Annotated in this window: 18 protein-coding genes; 11 read left to right on the top strand and 7 right to left on the bottom strand. The window is 72.9% G+C overall.

The genetic code is table 11. The features are described 5' to 3' along the window. Positions 1-2 precede the first annotated feature (2 nt). The 4 genes from FE634_RS13770 (at position 3) to FE634_RS13755 (ending at position 5450) form a co-directional block, all read left to right on the top strand. Positions 3-1163 carry a WD40/YVTN/BNR-like repeat-containing protein gene (locus FE634_RS13770; RefSeq protein WP_262347425.1) on the top strand — a complete coding sequence of 387 codons (1161 nt, stop codon included), beginning with the start codon at positions 3-5 and terminating at the stop codon, positions 1161-1163. 127 nt (positions 1164-1290) lie between these two features. Continuing rightward, positions 1291-1566 carry a 30S ribosomal protein S15 gene (gene rpsO, locus FE634_RS13765; protein WP_134767468.1) on the top strand — a complete coding sequence of 92 codons (276 nt, stop codon included), beginning with the start codon at positions 1291-1293 and terminating at the stop codon, positions 1564-1566. Positions 1567-1834: 268 nt separating this feature from the next. Beyond that, positions 1835-4072 (top strand): polyribonucleotide nucleotidyltransferase, encoded by a 2238-nt coding sequence (locus FE634_RS13760; RefSeq protein ID WP_137292821.1) that lies wholly within the window; start codon positions 1835-1837, stop codon positions 4070-4072. Positions 4073-4133: 61 nt separating this feature from the next. Next, positions 4134-5450, top strand: coding sequence for a M16 family metallopeptidase (locus FE634_RS13755; RefSeq protein WP_246060577.1), 1317 nt, complete (start codon positions 4134-4136; stop codon positions 5448-5450). A gap of 12 nt (positions 5451-5462) precedes the next feature. On the opposite strand, the gene FE634_RS13750 is transcribed toward FE634_RS13755, so the two are convergent. Beyond that, complete coding sequence (locus FE634_RS13750; protein ID WP_137292819.1) at positions 5463-5978, bottom strand: class I SAM-dependent methyltransferase; 516 nt, start codon at positions 5976-5978, stop codon at positions 5463-5465. 57 nt (positions 5979-6035) lie between these two features. Between FE634_RS13750 and dapB the strand changes: the two genes are divergently transcribed. After that, positions 6036-6794 (top strand): 4-hydroxy-tetrahydrodipicolinate reductase, encoded by a 759-nt coding sequence (dapB, locus tag FE634_RS13745; protein ID WP_138876203.1) that lies wholly within the window; start codon positions 6036-6038, stop codon positions 6792-6794. Positions 6795-7276: 482 nt separating this feature from the next. Here the strand turns inward: dapB and FE634_RS13740 are convergent, their stop codons facing one another. From FE634_RS13740 to FE634_RS13730, 3 genes are read right to left on the bottom strand one after another with little or no spacing between them, the layout of a single operon-like run. Continuing rightward, positions 7277-7579: an AzlD domain-containing protein gene (locus FE634_RS13740; protein WP_138876202.1), complete on the bottom strand. Its 303-nt coding sequence runs from the start codon at positions 7577-7579 to the stop codon at positions 7277-7279. Continuing rightward, positions 7576-8304: an AzlC family ABC transporter permease gene (locus tag FE634_RS13735; RefSeq protein WP_222847580.1), complete on the bottom strand. Its 729-nt coding sequence runs from the start codon at positions 8302-8304 to the stop codon at positions 7576-7578. Before FE634_RS13735 ends, FE634_RS13740 begins: the two co-directional genes overlap by 4 nt. Next, positions 8301-8846, bottom strand: a complete 546-nt coding sequence (locus FE634_RS13730; protein ID WP_138876201.1) for a GNAT family N-acetyltransferase — start codon at positions 8844-8846, stop codon at positions 8301-8303. Before FE634_RS13730 ends, FE634_RS13735 begins: the two co-directional genes overlap by 4 nt. Before the next feature lie 75 nt (positions 8847-8921). On the opposite strand from FE634_RS13730, the gene FE634_RS13725 reads away from it, so the two are divergent. After that, positions 8922-9932: an aldo/keto reductase family protein gene (locus FE634_RS13725; protein ID WP_137292815.1), complete on the top strand. Its 1011-nt coding sequence runs from the start codon at positions 8922-8924 to the stop codon at positions 9930-9932. Between the two features lie 180 nt (positions 9933-10112). Here the strand turns inward: FE634_RS13725 and FE634_RS13720 are convergent, their stop codons facing one another. Further along, positions 10113-10670, bottom strand: coding sequence for a DUF3043 domain-containing protein (locus tag FE634_RS13720; RefSeq protein ID WP_138876200.1), 558 nt, complete (start codon positions 10668-10670; stop codon positions 10113-10115). Positions 10671-10801: 131 nt separating this feature from the next. Between FE634_RS13720 and FE634_RS13715 the strand changes: the two genes are divergently transcribed. The 4 genes from FE634_RS13715 to pspAB are packed head-to-tail and all read left to right on the top strand — an operon-like array spanning position 10802 to position 13456. Then, positions 10802-11593 carry a PspA/IM30 family protein gene (locus tag FE634_RS13715; protein ID WP_148240688.1) on the top strand — a complete coding sequence of 264 codons (792 nt, stop codon included), beginning with the start codon at positions 10802-10804 and terminating at the stop codon, positions 11591-11593. Further along, positions 11590-11877 carry a PspA-associated protein PspAA gene (gene pspAA / locus FE634_RS13710; protein ID WP_246060576.1) on the top strand — a complete coding sequence of 96 codons (288 nt, stop codon included), beginning with the start codon at positions 11590-11592 and terminating at the stop codon, positions 11875-11877. Before FE634_RS13715 ends, pspAA begins: the two co-directional genes overlap by 4 nt. A 60-nt stretch (positions 11878-11937) precedes the next feature. Further along, positions 11938-12846 carry a zinc metalloprotease HtpX gene (gene htpX, locus FE634_RS13705; RefSeq protein WP_138876199.1) on the top strand — a complete coding sequence of 303 codons (909 nt, stop codon included), beginning with the start codon at positions 11938-11940 and terminating at the stop codon, positions 12844-12846. Positions 12847-12853: 7 nt separating this feature from the next. Beyond that, complete coding sequence (gene pspAB / locus FE634_RS13700) at positions 12854-13456, top strand: PspA-associated protein PspAB (protein WP_137292811.1); 603 nt, start codon at positions 12854-12856, stop codon at positions 13454-13456. Positions 13457-13482: 26 nt separating this feature from the next. Here the strand turns inward: pspAB and FE634_RS13695 are convergent, their stop codons facing one another. Together FE634_RS13695 and FE634_RS13690 are read right to left on the bottom strand one after the other, a co-directional pair. Further along, a complete protein-coding gene (locus FE634_RS13695; protein WP_148240687.1) occupies positions 13483-13932 on the bottom strand; it encodes a VOC family protein in 450 nt (149 codons plus the stop codon). Next, on the bottom strand, positions 13929-14495 hold the full coding sequence (locus FE634_RS13690; protein WP_138876197.1) for a DinB family protein: 567 nt from the start codon (positions 14493-14495) through the stop codon (positions 13929-13931). The genes FE634_RS13695 and FE634_RS13690 overlap by 4 nt, the downstream gene beginning before the upstream one ends. A 61-nt stretch (positions 14496-14556) precedes the next feature. On the opposite strand from FE634_RS13690, the gene FE634_RS13685 reads away from it, so the two are divergent. After that, positions 14557-15504 (top strand): helix-turn-helix transcriptional regulator, encoded by a 948-nt coding sequence (locus FE634_RS13685; RefSeq protein WP_148240686.1) that lies wholly within the window; start codon positions 14557-14559, stop codon positions 15502-15504. The last annotated feature ends 4 nt before the right edge of the window (positions 15505-15508 follow it).

Here is a 15508-nt window from a genome sequence, read left to right as displayed (position 1 = left end):
CGATGGCGACGGTGCTGATGGTGGGGACCCGCAAGGGGCTGTGGATCGCGACCTCCGACGACGCCCGGCACGACTGGGACGTCACGGGGCCGCACCACGACATGGAGGAGGTCTACTCCTGCCTGGTCGACACCCGCGGCGGTGGGACGCCGCGGCTGTTCGCCGGCGCTTCCTCGCCGTGGCTGGGCCCGCAGGTGCGCTGGTCCGACGACCTCGGCGCGACCTGGCAGGAGACCCCCGGCGGCGGTATCCGGTTCGAGCCCGGCGACGGCGCGACCGTGGAGCGGGTCTGGCAGCTGACCCCCGGCACCGACCCGGACGTCGTGTGGGCCGGCACCGAGCCCGGCGCGGTGTGGCGCTCGGAGGACCGCGGCCGCACCTTCGCGCTCGTCCGCGGGCTGTGGGAGCACCCGCACCGCACCGAGTGGGGCGCCGGCTACGGCGGCCAGGCCTTCCACACGATCCTCCCGCACCCGACCGACCACGAATCGATCACGGTCGCGATCTCCTCGGGCGGCGTCTACCAGAGCGCCGACGGCGGCGCCTCGTGGACGCCGCGCAACCAGGGGCTGCGCGCGGAGTTCCTGCCCGAGGGCCAGCAGTACCCGGAGTTCGGCCAGTGCGTCCACAAGATCGCGCGCCACCCGGACCGGCCCGAGCGGCTCTTCCTGCAGAACCACGGCGGCGTCTACCGCTCCGACGACCACGCCGCCACCTGGCAGTCGATCGCCGAGGGCCTGCCGGCGGAGTTCGGGTTCCCGGTCGTCGTCGACCCCCACGACCCCGACACCGTCTACGTCTTCCCGCTCGAGGGCAGCGGCGGGCGCTACCCGGCCGGGGCGCACGCCGCCGTGTGGCGCTCGCAGGACGCCGGCGCGACCTGGTCGGCGCTCGACGATGGCCTGCCGGACCCCTGCTGGGTCGGGGTGATGCGCGACGCGATGGTCGCCGACGACCACCACCCCACCGGGCTCTACGTCGGTGCCCGCAACGGCGCGGTGTGGGCCTCGGCCGACGCCGGCACGACGTGGCGCGAGGTCGTGGCGAACCTGCCCGACGTGATGGCGGTGCGGGCGGCGTCGTACCCGGACGGGCCCTCGGACCCGTCGACACCGCGGGGCCGCGACGACGCGGGTTTGGGTGCGGCCGCGGACGCGCGTTAACCTGTCATGTCCGTCCCTCACAGGACGACGACACTCGACTGACCGCCGTGCAACGGCCGCGGATCCAGAGTGCCCGGGAGAACAGGCCCCGGCGCGCCGCGCAGCGAAGAGACGAAGAGGAGCCGCCATGTCCATCGGGACCGACGCAGCGACGAAGAAGAAGATCATCGCCGAGTACGCCACGACCGAGGGCGACACCGGCTCGCCCGAGGTGCAGATCGCGCTGCTCAGCCACCGCATCGCCCACCTCACCGAGCACCTCAAGACGCACAAGCACGACCACCACAGCCGTCGTGGACTGCTGCTGCTGGTCGGCCAGCGCCGCCGGCTGCTGAACTACCTGCGCAAGACCGAGATCGACCGCTACCGCTCGATCATCGAGCGCCTCGGCCTGCGCCGCTGACCGTCGTCGGGATCCACCCATCGGGTGGGTCCCGACTACTGCATCTGGCGCTCGTACGCCGGTGCGACAACTGAAAACCCAACCACTGGAGCGATCCGCGCCACCGTCCGGCCCGGTCCTCGGTAGTGATCTTCAGGAGCTCGAGCCACTGACGTGGTGGCCGGCCTGCGGGTCTCGATCGAAGATCGGCCACGCCCCGCCCGGCAGCTGTCCGGGCCCGGCATGTGCGCGGGCAGTCGCGGATCGCACCGCGAACAGGAAGATCAACGTGACAGAACCCGTCATCTCCGCCGTCGAGACCGTTCTCGACAACGGCAAGTTCGGCACCCGCACCGTCAAGTTCGAGACCGGGCTCCTCGCCCGCCAGGCCGCCGGATCGGTGACCGCCTACCTCGACGACGACACCATGCTGCTGTCGGCCACGACGGCCGGCAAGCACCCCAAGGACCACTTCGACTTCTTCCCCCTGACGATCGACGTCGAGGAGCGGATGTACGCCGTGGGCCAGATCCCCGGCTCGTTCTTCCGCAGCGAGGGTCGTCCCGGCGAGGACGCCATCCTCACCTGCCGCCTCATCGACCGGCCGCTGCGCCCGACCTTCAAGAAGGGTCTGCGCAACGAGGTCCAGGTCGTCATCACCGTGATGGCGCTCGACCCCGACCAGCCCTACGACGTGCTGGCGATCAACGCCGCCTCGCTGTCGACCCAGATCTCCGGCCTGCCGTTCTCCGGCCCCGTCGGCGGCGTCCGCGTCGCCCTCATCGAGGGCCAGTGGGTCGCCTTCCCGAGCCACAGCCAGCTCGAGAGCGCCGTCTTCGACATGGTCGTCGCCGGCCGCGTCACCGACACCGGCGACGTCGCCATCATGATGGTCGAGGCCGAGGCGCCCGAGGGCACCTACGAGCTCGTCGCCGGTGGCGCCTCCGCCCCGTCCGAGGAGATCGTGGCCGGTGGCCTCGACGCCGCCAAGCCCTTCATCAAGCAGCTCTGCGACGCGCAGGCCGAGCTGGCCAAGCAGGCCGCCAAGCCCGTGCAGGACTTCCCGGTCTTCCTCGACTACGAGGACGACGTCTACGCCGCCGTCGAGGCCGCCGTCTCCGCCGAGACCACCGAGGCCCTCGCCACGGTCGCCAAGCAGGAGCGCGACGAGAAGCTCGACGACGTCAAGGCGCTGCTGCTCGACAAGATCGGCTCCCAGTTCGAGGGGCGCGAGAAGGAGGTCGGGGCCGCGTTCAAGTCGGTCACCAAGGCCCTCATGCGCTCCCGCGTGCTGCGCGACAAGATCCGCATGGACGGCCGCGGCCTCGCCGACATCCGCCCGCTGCACGCCGAGGTCGGCGTCATCCCGCGCGTGCACGGCTCGGCGCTGTTCGAGCGCGGCGAGACCCAGATCCTGGGCGTCACCACGCTCAACATGCTCAAGCTCGAGCAGCAGCTCGACACGCTGAGCCCGGAGAAGCACCGCCGCTACATGCACAAGTACGTGTTCCCGCCGTTCTCCACCGGCGAGACCGGTCGCGTGGGCTCGCCCAAGCGCCGCGAGGTCGGCCACGGTGCGCTCGCGCGCCGCGCGCTCCTGCCCGTGCTGCCCAGCCGCGAGGAGTTCCCCTACGCGATCCGCCAGCTCTCCGAGGCGATGGGCTCCAACGGCTCCACCTCGATGGGCTCGGTCTGTGCCTCGACCCTGTCGCTGCTCCAGGCCGGCGTGCCGCTCAAGGCGCCCGTCGCGGGCATCGCGATGGGCCTCATCTCCGGCGAGGTCGACGGCGAGACGACCTACGTCGCGCTGACCGACATCCTCGGTGCCGAGGACGCCATGGGCGACATGGACTTCAAGGTCGCCGGCACCCGTGAGTTCGTCACGGCCCTGCAGCTCGACACCAAGCTCGACGGCATCCCGGCCGAGGTCCTGGCCGCGGCCCTGACCCAGGCCAAGGACGCCCGCCTGGCGATCCTCGACGTGATGGGCGAGGCGATCGACGCTCCCGAGGAGATGTCGCTGCACGCGCCGCGCATCATCACCGTGCGCGTCCCCGTCGACAAGATCGGTGAGGTCATCGGCCCGAAGGGCAAGATCATCAACCAGATCCAGGACGACACCGGCGCCTCGATCTCCATCGAGGACGACGGCACCATCTACATCGGTGCCACCAACGGCGAGTCCGCGGAGGCCGCCCGCAACGCGATCAACCAGATCGCCAACCCGACGATGCCCGAGGTCGGCGAGCGCTACCTCGGCACGATCGTGAAGACGACGAACTTCGGTGCGTTCGTCTCGCTCATGCCGGGCAAGGACGGCCTGCTGCACATCACCAAGCTGCGCAGCCTGGTCGGCGGCAAGCGCGTCGAGAACGTCGACGACGTCGTCTCGGTCGGCCAGAAGATCCAGGTCGAGATCGCCGAGGTCGACGACCGCGGCAAGCTCTCGCTGATCCCCGTGGTCGAGGACGACGCCGAGGCCGGCCAGTCCGACGCGGCCGACGTCGAGGTCGACGCCGAGGCCTGACCCGCACCCTGACCCGCCAGCCCCGGCTGGCGGGTCAGTGTCGTTTTCGAGGAAGTGGATGATGGAACGCATGCAGAAGGTCGGCACGACGCGCACGGTCTCGACGGTGCGCGACACCGGTGGGGTCGTCACCTCGCAGGTGCGGCGCACCGTCCTGCCGGGCGGTCTCCGCGTCGTGACCGAGCAGATGGCCGGCGCCCGCTCCGCGACGATCGGGGTGTGGGTCGACGTCGGCTCGCGCGACGAGACGCCGTCGCTCCACGGGGCCTCGCACTTCCTCGAGCACCTGCTGTTCAAGGGCACCCACGAGCGGTCGGCCCTCGACATCTCGGTGGCCCTCGACGCGGTCGGCGGGGAGTTCAACGCCTTCACCGCCAAGGAGTACACCTGCTTCCACGCCCGGGTCCTCGACGAGGACCTGCCGCTGGCCGTCGACGTGCTCGGCGACATGGTCACCTCCTCGCTGATCACCGCCGAGGACGTCGAGGCCGAGCGCGAGGTCATCCTCGACGAGATCGCGATGCACGACGACGACCCCGACGACGTCGTCCACAACCTCTTCGCCGAGCAGGCGTGGGGTGCGACGTCGCCTCTGGGTCGCTCGATCGCCGGCACCGAGGAGTCGATCACCGGTCTCGACCGGGCCCGGATCCTGCGGTTCTACCGCAAGCACTACCGCCCCGAGCACATGGTCGTCTCCGTCGCCGGCAGCCTCGACCACGCGACCGTCGTCCGGCAGGTGCGCAAGGCCTTCGGCCGGCGCGACTTCCTCAGCGGCGAGCAGACCCCCGTCGGCCCGCGCCGGACCTCTCGGCGGGTGCGGGTCCACCCGGGCCAGGTCGAGGCGACCCGGCCCTTCGAGCAGGTCAACGTCGTGCTCGGGATGGAGAGCTACCCCCGTGACGACGACCGGCGCTTCGCGCTCGGCGTCCTCAACACCGCGCTCGGCGGGGGGACGTCGTCGCGGCTGTTCCAGGAGATCCGCGAGCGTCGGGGCCTGGCCTACTCGGTCTACTCCTTCACCTCCCACCACGCCGACGCCGGCGTGGTCGGTGTCTCGGTGGGCTGCCTGCCGTCGAAGCTCGACGAGGTGCTCGCGACGGTGCGTCTCGAGCTGGCCCGCGTCGCCGCCGACGGCATCACCGACGACGAGCTCGTGCGCGGCAAGGGTCAGCTCCGCGGTGGCCTCGTGCTCGGGCTCGAGGACTCCGCGTCGCGGATGATCCGGCTCGGCAAGGCCGAGCTCGTCCACGACGAGCTGCTCGAGATCGACGAGGTGATGGCCAAGATCGACGCCGTCACGCTCGAGGAGGTCCGCACCATCGCCGCCGACGTCTTCGCGCGACCCGAGATCCTGGCGATCGTCGGGCCCGCCTAGCCTGCGGGCGGCTCAGCGCCGGCCGATGACCCCCACGACGGGGGGCTGCTTGTTGTCGATGACCGAGACGCGGAACCCGCCCTCGGACAGGGCCGCCGAGGCGCCCTTGATGATCTTCGGGACCTGCTCGGGGACCTTGGCCTCGAAGAAGAGGAAGACCGCGCCGCCGGGGACGACCCGCTCGTGCAGCAGGGCGACCTCGTCCTGGCACTCGCGCACCCAGAACAGGTTGACGTTGAACGCGAAGACCTTGTGCAGCCGCTTCACCGGCACCCGCAGCGTGGCCAGGTCGATCTGGCGCACGGTCAGCCGCCCGGCCTTGACGGCCTCGGCGTTGCGGCGCTTGGTGCGGTCGACGCCGGACTCCGAGCGGTCGATCGCGAAGAGCTTGCCGGTCTCGAGCCGCCCGGTGATGAGCTCGGCCGCAGCGCCCGGCCCGCAGCCGATCTCGAGCACGTGGTCGGCCGGTTGGGGGTCCATGAACTCCACCGCCCATCGGATGCGCGCCGGGATCTGCTGTGCCACCATGCGTCCACCCTGCCAGACCCGGCGGAGGCATTCACTCACCAACACTAGGGTGAACACGTGATTCGTGTGGGCGTGCTGGGTGCGCGGGGCAAGGTCGGCGCCGAGGTGTGCCGGGCGGTGGACGCCGCGGAGGACCTCGAGCTGGTCGCGTCCGTCGACCAGGGCGACGACCCGCGCGACCTGCTCGCCGCCACGGCCGAGGTCGTCGTCGACTTCACCCACCCCGACGTGGTCATGGACAACCTCGCGCTGTGCATCGAGCACGGCATCCACGCCGTCGTGGGCACGACCGGCTTCGACGACGAGCGGTTGGCCCGGCTGGAGGCCTGGCTGGCCACAGCGGGAAGCGGCGGGAACCCCGGCAGCGGCGTGCTCGTCGCCCCGAACTTCTCGATCGGCGCGATCTTGATGATGCGGTTCGCGGCGGCGGCCGCCCCGCACTTCGAGTCCGTCGAGGTGGTCGAGCTGCACCACCCCGACAAGGCCGACGCCCCCTCGGGCACGGCGCGTCGCACCGCCGAGCTGATCGCGGCCGCGCGTCGCGACGCCGGCGTGGCCACCGCGCCCGACGCGACCTCGACGTCGCTGCCCGGCGCCCGCGGCGCCGACGTCGACGGCGTCCCCGTGCACGCGCTCCGGGTCCGGGGCCTGGTCGCCCACCAGGAGGTCGTGCTCGGCGGACCGGGGGAGACCCTGACGATCCGCCACGACTCGCTGCACCGGACGTCGTTCACGCCGGGTGTGCTGGCCGCCGTCCGCGCGATCCCGGCGCGGCCCGGCCTCACCGTCGGCCTCGAGCGGCTCATCGACCTCTGAGACCCGCCGGGTCGTGCGCTGCCCCGACGTCTGACCCATGTGTGTCCCGATGGTCGAGCCGCCTCCGGTGGTCGAGCCGCCCCCGGTGGTCGAGCCGCCCCCGGTGGTCGAGCCGTGGGGACGGAGTCACCGCGAGTCGAGACCTGGTGACGGGGTTGGGGTGGTCTCGACTCGGCTCGCTGGCTCGACCAGCGGGCTTCCGGTGGTCGAGCCGTGGGGACGGAGTCACCGCGAGTCGAGACCTGGTGACAGGGCTGGGGTGGTCTCGACTCGGCTCGCTGGCGCTCGCCGGCTCGACCAGCGGGTGCCGGTGGTCGAGCCGTGGGGACGGAGTCACCGCGAGTCGAGACCTGGTGACCGGGCTGGGGTGGTCTCGACTCGGCTCGCTGGCGCTCGCCGGCTCGACCAGCGGGGCCGACGGCTGGGGTGGTCTCGACCCGGTTCGCTGGCGCTCGCCGGCTGGACCAGCGGGTGCCGCAGCCTCAGAGGAAGCGGGCGAGGGCGGCGACGAGCGCGGCGCCGAAGACGACCAGCAGGAACGGGGTCCGCAGGAGCAGCAGCACGACCGCGGCGCCGAGCGCGAGAACCCGCGCGTCGAGCGCGAGGCTCCCGTCGTCGGTGGCGACGACCTGGACGGCGACCAGCGCGGCCAGCAGCGCGACCGGGATCAGGTCGGCGACGCGGGAGACCACGGGGTGGTCGAGCACCCGGGGCGGCACGGCCAGGCCGCTGAGCTTGAGCAGGTAGCACCCGAGGGCGCCGAGGACGATCGCGGCCCACGTCACGGCGTCGCCCCGTCCGCCGGGGCGCCGGGAGCGGGGGAGCGGGGCGTCAGGAGGCCGGCCAGCAGGGCCACGCCGGCCGCGACCAGCACCGGGACGCCGGCCGCGGTGAACGGGACGACGCCGAGCGCCACCGCTGCCGCGAGGACGGCGACCACGCGGTGCAGCGGGCGGTCGAGCCGCGGCCACAGCAGGGCGAGGAACGCCGCCCCGACGGCGGCGTCCAGGCCGTAGTCGCGCGGGTCGCCGATCGCCTCGCCGGCGATCGCGCCGGCCAGGGTGGCGAGGTTCCAGAGCACGAAGATCGCACCGCCGGTCCAGAGGAAGCCGGTGCGCGCGGCCTCCCGGGTCGGCCGCGTCACCGACATCGCCGTCGACTCGTCGATGAGCAGGTGCGCGGCGCCGACCCGCCGCCAGCCGCGGTAGCCGAGCAGCGGGGCGAGCCGGAGCCCGTACAGGGTGTTGCGGGTGCCGAGCAGCAGGGCCGTCGCGGCGCCCGCGAACGGCGTCCCACCCGAGGCCAGGACGCCGACCAGCGCGAACTGCGAGGCGCCGGTGAACATCAGCAGCGACAGCGCGCAGGCCTGCACCACGTCGAGGCCGGACGCGACCGCCACCGCGCCGAAGGAGACGCCGTAGGTGCCGGTCGCGACCCCGACGCCCAGGCTGCCGCAGATGATCTCGCGTCGGCCGGCGGGGACGGGGTCGGCCGGTGCGGCGTCGCTCACGCCAGGGCGGTGTGCAGGCGGACCTGCTTGAGCGTGGTGGTGCCGCTCCCGTCGAGGTCGAGCTCGCGGTGCGCTGAGTCGGGAGCCCAGCCGGCGCTCTCGAGGAACGCGCGGCGCCGGTCGTCGGTGGCGATCGTCCAGGTGACGGCCCGGGTGAAGCGGTCGGCCTCGAGGGTCTCGGCGGCCGCCTGCAGCAGCCGGGAGCCGTGGCCCTTGCCGCGCTCGTCGGGGACGACGGCCAGCTCGGCCAGCTCGCCGTCGGCGATCGGATCGCAGTCGGGGTCGACGGCCGGCGTGGTGACCGCGTAGCCGACGACCCGGTTGCGCTCCAGCGCGACCAGGACCCGGTTGCGGGCGTCGGCGGGCCGGCCCATCGAGGTCCGCCACGCCTCGGCGACCGGCGCCGGGTCGGTCGGGATCGCCTCGGGGGGCAGGACGCCGGCGTACTGCTCGCCCCAGGCGCGCACCTGCACCGCCGCGATCGCGTCGGCGTCGTCGGACCAGGCGACGCGGACGGAGACGTCGGCGGTCGGGGAGCTCATGGACCGATCATCGCAGTGGCCGCCGCGGCGGTGGCGTCGCGGGGCGGCAACACCGGGGTGGCTAGGTTGGAGGACATGGAATTCCGCAACCTCGGTGCGAGTGGTCTGAAGGTCTCGGCCATCTCGTACGGCAACTGGCTCACCCATGGTTCCCAGGTCGAGGAGGACGCCGCGCTCGCGTGCGTGCGCCAGGCCCTCGACGAGGGGATCACCACCTTCGACACCGCCGACGTCTACGCCAACACCGCCGCCGAGACCGTGCTCGGCAAGGCCCTGGCCGGCGAGCGGCGGCAGGGCCTGGAGATCTTCACCAAGGTCTTCTGGCCGACCGGGCCCGGCAAGCAGAACGACCACGGGCTGTCGCGCAAGCACATCCTGGAGTCGATCGACGGCTCGCTGCAGCGCCTCGGCACCGACTACGTCGACCTCTACCAGGCGCACCGCTTCGACCACGAGACGCCGCTGGAGGAGACGATGCTGGCCTTCGCCGACGTCGTCCGCGCCGGCAAGGCGCTCTACATCGGCGTCTCGGAGTGGCGGGCGGAGGAGATCCGCGCCGCGGCCGCGCTGGCCCGCGAGCTCCACGTCCCGCTGGTCTCGAACCAGCCGCAGTACAACATGCTGTGGCGCGTCATCGAGGCCGAGGTCGTGCCGACCAGCGAGGAGCTGGGGCTCGGCCAGGTGGTCTGGTCGCCGATCGCGCAGGGCGCGCTGACCGGCAAGTACAAGCCCGGCGCCGAGCTGCCGGCCGGGTCGCGCGCCACCGACGAGAAGGGTGGCGCCGACATGATCAAGCGCTGGATGGACGACGACGTCCTCGAGCGCGTCCAGCGCCTCCAGCCGATCGCCGACGAGGCCGGGCTCTCGCTGGCCCAGCTCGCCGTGGCCTGGGTGCTGCAGAACCCCAACGTCTCCTCGGCCATCATCGGCGCCTCCCGCCCCGAGCAGGTCACCGAGAACGTCAAGGCCGCCGGGATCACCCTCGACGCCGACGCCCTCACCGCGATCGACGACGTCCTCGGCGACGTGGTCGTGCGCGACCCCGCCAAGACCCAGTCGCCGCGACGCTCGGAGATGTTCGGCTGACCCAGCCGTCGCAGGTTGGGCAAGCGAGCGCCAGCGAGCGCCGACGAAACCCCGCGACCGACCTCGCGAACCCTCCCGAGGTCGGTTGCGGGGTTTCCGCGCGTCGCAGCCGCTCCTCACCCGCGCCGACCACCGGTGAGCACCCCCGCAGGAGGAACGGCCGGGCGAGCCCGGCCCCCGTCAGCGGTAGTGCTCGGGGAGCGCCTGGCCGATCTTCATCTTCGGCTTGGGCATCCGCATGAACTTCATCTGCATCGCGCGGGTGATCGCGTAGTACGAGGTGCCCTTGAGCGACTCCTCGGGGAAGCGCGCCCGCAGCTGCTTGCGCAGCCGCAGGCGGAGCACGACGAGGTCGACGACGAGCACGAGGAAGAGCGGGATGATCAGCGCCTGCACGAAGAGCGAGACGATCATCAACGGGATCACGATCTCGGCGAACGAGAACCGGACGTCGACGAAGTCACGGATGAACCGGCGCACCGGGCCCTTGTCGCGGGTCAGCAGGTAGCGCTCGTCGCCGTCCTTCATGCCCTGCCGGACGCGCTGGCTCGACTCGGAGCGCGAGGCCCGCTGGGCCTGCATCTGCTCCCTGCGGGTGCGCGGCACGCGGGCCCGCGCGCGGGCGGCGGCCTCGGCCTCCTTGCGGGTCGGCGTGGGTCGCCCCTTGCCCCCGCTCTTGGCGAGGTCGACGCCGGGGACGTCGGACGTGCTGGTCTCGGACTTGCGACGACGGAACAACGAGCTGCCTTCTGGCCGGTGGACGATGGGCCCAGGGTACCCGTGGGTACCGCCGGTCCGGTCGCCGCTGCACCGCCGACGGTGCGGCCGCACCCGTCGACCCACTTGCGGCTCGGGCATAGGGTGAGCGCATGAGCTTGATGAAGAGGATGAGCCTGATCTTCCGGGCCAAGGCCAACAAGGCGCTCGACGCAGCCGAGGACCCGCGCGAGACCCTCGACTACAGCTACCAGCGCCAGCTCGAGCTGCTCACGAAGGTGCGCCGCGGGGTCGCCGACGTGGCGACCAGTCGCAAGCGCATCGAGCTGCAGATCGGTCAGCTCGAGCAGCAGGCCGCCAAGCTGCAGTCGCAGGCCGAGAAGGCGCTGCAGATGGACCGCGAGGACCTCGCCCGCGAGGCGCTGACCCGCAAGTCCGGGCTCAACACCCAGATCTCCGACCTCCGCGCGCAGCACGCCCAGCTGCAGGGTGAGGAGGAGAAGCTCGTCCTGGCCCAGCAGCGGCTGCAGGCCAAGGTCGAGGCCTTCCGCACCCGCAAGGAGACCATCAAGGCCACCTACACCGCGGCCGAGGCCCAGACCCGCATCAACGAGGCCGTCTCCGGCATCGGCGAGGAGATGGGCGACGTCGGCATGGCGATCCAGCGCGCCGAGGACAAGACGGCCAACATGCAGGCCCGGGCCGGCGCGATCGACGAGCTCATCGCCTCCGGCGCCCTCGACGACGTCACGTCGTCGGGCCCGAGCGACGACATCTCCCGCGAGCTCGACTCGCTGGGCTCGCAGTCCGACGTCGAGCTCGAGCTCGCCCGCCTCAAGGGGCTCTCCGCACCGCAGGCGCCCGGCCAGCTCGGTGCCGCCGGCGCCGGCGCGGCCGACCCGCTGTCGAAGGAGACCCAGGCCGAGGGCGAGACGCCCCGATGACCGCCATGATCATCCGCATCCTCGGCGAGGGGCAGTTCGACATCGCCGAGGAGGCGCTCGACCGCCTCAACGAGCTCGACTCGGCCGTCGAGGCCGCCATCGAGGCCGACGACGAGACGACGTTCCGCCCGGCGCTGGTCGCGCTGCTCGAGGGCGTCCGCACCGTCGGGGTCCGGCACGCCGACGACTCCCTCGACGAGTCCGACCTGATCCTGCCGCCCGACGACGCCTCCATCGCCGAGGTGCGTCAGATGCTCTCCGACGACGGCCTCATCCCCGGCTGAGCCCGCGCGTCGCCCGGAGGTGGGGACCACCCCCCTTGGAGCGCACGGGAGACTGGACCCATGGCTCGCACTCGTTTCGTCGGTGACGCCGGCCTGACCGCCCGGATGACGCTCGTGATGTTCCTCCTCGGGGGACTGTTCGTGGCCCTCGTCGTCGTGCTCGCCGCCGCCGCCGGCCAGGGCATCGGCATCCTGGTCGCGGTGGCCGGCATCGGGTTCGCCGTCTACCAGTGGTCCAGCTCCGACAAGATCGCGATGCGGGCGATGCGGGCCCGCGAGGTCACGCCGCAGGAGGCGCCGGAGCTGCACGGCATGATCGACCGGCTCTGCACCCTCGCCGACATGCCGAAGCCGCGCGTCGGCATCGCCGACACCTCGGTGCCCAACGCCTTCGCGACCGGCCGCTCGCCCGACCGGGCCGTGGTCTGCGTGACCACCGGGATCCTCGGGCTGCTCACGACCCAGGAGCTCGAGGGCGTCCTGGCCCACGAGCTCTCCCACGTCGCGCACCGCGACGTGCTGGTGATGACCGTCGCCTCGTCGTCCGGCATCGCGGCCGGGATGCTCACCCAGGGCGCGCAGTACGGCGGCCTCGGCTTCTTCGGGGGCGGGCGCCGCGACAACAACAACGGCCTCCCGGTCTGGCTCGTGGTGCTGCTGGTCAGCCTCGTCGTGTACGCCGTCAGCTTCGTGCTGCTGCGGCTGCTGTCGCGCTACCGCGAGCTGTCCGCCGACCGGGCCGGGGCCTACCTGACGCTCAAGCCCGCGGCGCTGGCCTCGGCGCTGCAGAAGATCAGCGGTGGCATGCAGCGGGTGCCCGAGCGCGACCTGCGCCAGGTCAGCGCCGGCAGCGCGCTGTGCATCTCCCCGATCAGCCTCAAGGGGCTGGCCTCCACCCACCCGCCGCTGGAGAAGCGGCTCGAGCAGCTGGCCCGCATCCAGGGCGAGCTCGACCGGCCCACCGCGTGAGCACCTGATGGGCTTCCTCGACTCCATCCTCGGCCGCTCCCGGCCGAAGCAGGCCGACCTCGACGCGCTGTTCAACGTGCCGAGCGCCGCGATCACGCTGCAGACGACGCTCGGCCTGGTGCCCACCGGCGACGGCGCCGTCTGCTACCGCGCGGCCGCCGGTCCGGCGTTCGCCGACACCCAGACCGACGTCGTCGAGCTGCTGCGGGCCACGTCGGGGGCGCCGACCATCGACGTCACCACCGACGAGTTCGGCTTCACCTGGCTCGAGGTCGACCACCCGCCCCACGACCCGGCGACCTCCGACCTCGGCGAGCTGTGCACCGACCTGCACGCCGTGAACACCGGCCTGGAGGCCGCGGGCTTCGGTCCCGCGCTGCTCTGCTCGCTGGTGCCCTTCGCCGACTCCTCCGGCCGCCGGCTCGGCCTGGTCTACCTCTACAAGCAGGGCACCTTCTACCCGTTCGCGCCCAAGCCCGGCCAGGGGGCCGGGGGTCGCGAGCGCGACACCCTGCTCGAGATCCAGGTCCGCGACCTGCTCGTCCCCGAGCTGCCGATCGAGCAGGACCCCTCCCGCTGGCTGGCGATCTGGGGCGCGCCCGCGCTCTGACCCGGGGTGGACGCCGGCGCGCCGGGTCAGTCCAGGCAGAGCTCGTTGCCCTCGGGGTCGGCCAGCACGATGAACCCGTGCGACAACGGGGGAGCGGGCTCGTGCCGCTGCACCCGCGTGGCGCCGAGGGCGACGAGGCGGTCGCACTCGGCCTCCAGGGCCACCATCCGCTCCTCGCCCCGCAACCCGGGTGCCGCGCGGACGTCGAGGTGGACGCGGTTCTTCGCCGTCTTCGTCTCCGGCACGCGCTGGAAGAACAGCCGCGGCCCGGCGCCCCCGGGGTGGTGCGCCGCCGAGGCGTCGTTGCGCCGCTCGGGCGGCACCCCGAAGGCGTCGAGGGCGGCGTCCCAGGTGTCGAAGCCGGGCGGGGGAGCGTCGACCTCGTAGCCGAGGGCCGCGCACCAGAACGCGCAGAGCGCGGCCGGGTCGGCGGCGTCGAAGCTGACCTGCACCTCGCGGGTCGTCGGGTCGCTCATCGCGCCGTCCCCGCGCCGTGTGCGTGGAGGTCGCGGAGCAGCGCGACCTCCGCGAGGTGGTGGATGACCTCGCGCTGGATGTGCAACACCAGCGCGGCGTGGGGCGCGGCGGCGTGGGCGCCCTCGGCCGCGCCGACCGGGCGGAGCAGCCCCTCCTCGCCCAGGCCCTCCACCCCGGCGGTCCAGGTGGCGTGCTCGGCGTCGAGCTGGGCCAGGGCCTCGGTGGCCGTGGCGGCGTAGGCGAAGGACTCGTAGTCGGCGGGGGCGCCGCCGAAGTGCGCGGCGTTGCGGACGGCGAGGACACCGACGATGACGTGACCGAGCCGCCAGGCGATGGTGGTCACCGGGGGCGGGTCGGGTTCGGGGAAGGCGAAGTCGATGGTCATCTCCCCGCTCCCGGCCTGGACCGGCGCCGTGCCGGTGCCGCGGGGCCGGACGTTCCAGGCGCCGGGGACCGGCTCCCAGAAGTACTCGTCGTCACCCAGCCCGTCGAGCCGGGGGCGGAGCTGGGTGTCCCAGTGGGCGGTGAGCTGCTCGCGCAGGAGTGCGTTCCAGGTCGTCATGACCCCACCGTGCCAGCGATACCGGACTGTTCCGGTCCGCTGTCTCTGGCAGGCTGCCGGCATGGCCGACGGGACCACCCAGCGCGTGCTGCGCCTGCTCACCCTGCTCCAGCAGCGCCGGACCTGGACCGGCACCGAGCTCGCCGGGGAGCTCGGCGTCACCGACCGGTGCGTGCGGCGCGACGTCGGCCGGCTGCGCGACCTCGGCTACCCCGTGCACGCCAGCCAGGGCGTCGGCGGCGGCTACCAGCTCGGCGCCGGCAAGGCGCTACCGCCCCTGCTGCTCGACGACGACGAGGCCATCGCGATCGCAGTCTCGCTGCGGCTGGCGGCCGGCGGGACGGTGGCCGGCACCGGCGAGGCGGCGCTGCGCACCCTCGCCAAGCTCGACCAGGTCATGCCGCCGCGGCTGCGCTCCGAGGTCCGCACGCTGCACGGCGCCACCGAGACGCTGCCGGGCGGCGTCGCGCAGGCCGACGGCGAGGTGCTGACCACGCTGGCGCGGGCCTGCCGCGACGCCGTCCGGGTGCGGTTCGGCTACACCTCGCGCGGCGGCGGGCGGCAGGAGCGGACGGTGGAGCCGGTGCGGATGGTCGCGACCGGACGCCGGTGGTACCTGATGGCCTTCGACGTCGACCGCGACGACTGGCGCACCTTCCGTCTCGACCGGATGGCCGACGTCGTCGCCACGACCTGGCGCGTCCCTCCGCGCGAGCACCCGGACCCGGCCGCCTTCGTGCAGCGGGCGGTGACCGCCGCGCCGTACCGGCACGTCGTGCGCGCCCGGGTCTCGGCGACGGCCGCGCAGGTGCGCGAGCTGCTGCCGCCCCAGGTGGGCGCCGTCGAGCCCGACGGCGACGCGGCCGTGCTCACCGCGGGGGGCGACCAGCTCGACTGGCTGGCGGTGCACCTGGCGCTGCTGCCGTGGCCGGTGGAGGTGCTCGAACCCGACGCGCTGCGCGACGTGGCCGCGGAGCTCGGACGCCGGCTGGCCCGGATGGCACGATGACCTG

It is taken from the genome of Nocardioides sp. S-1144, from assembly GCF_005954645.2.
Classification (GTDB): domain Bacteria; phylum Actinomycetota; class Actinomycetes; order Propionibacteriales; family Nocardioidaceae; genus Nocardioides; species Nocardioides dongxiaopingii.
The sequence above is the reverse complement of the archived record's forward strand: the minus strand, read 5'-3'. Positions and strand labels throughout refer to the sequence as shown.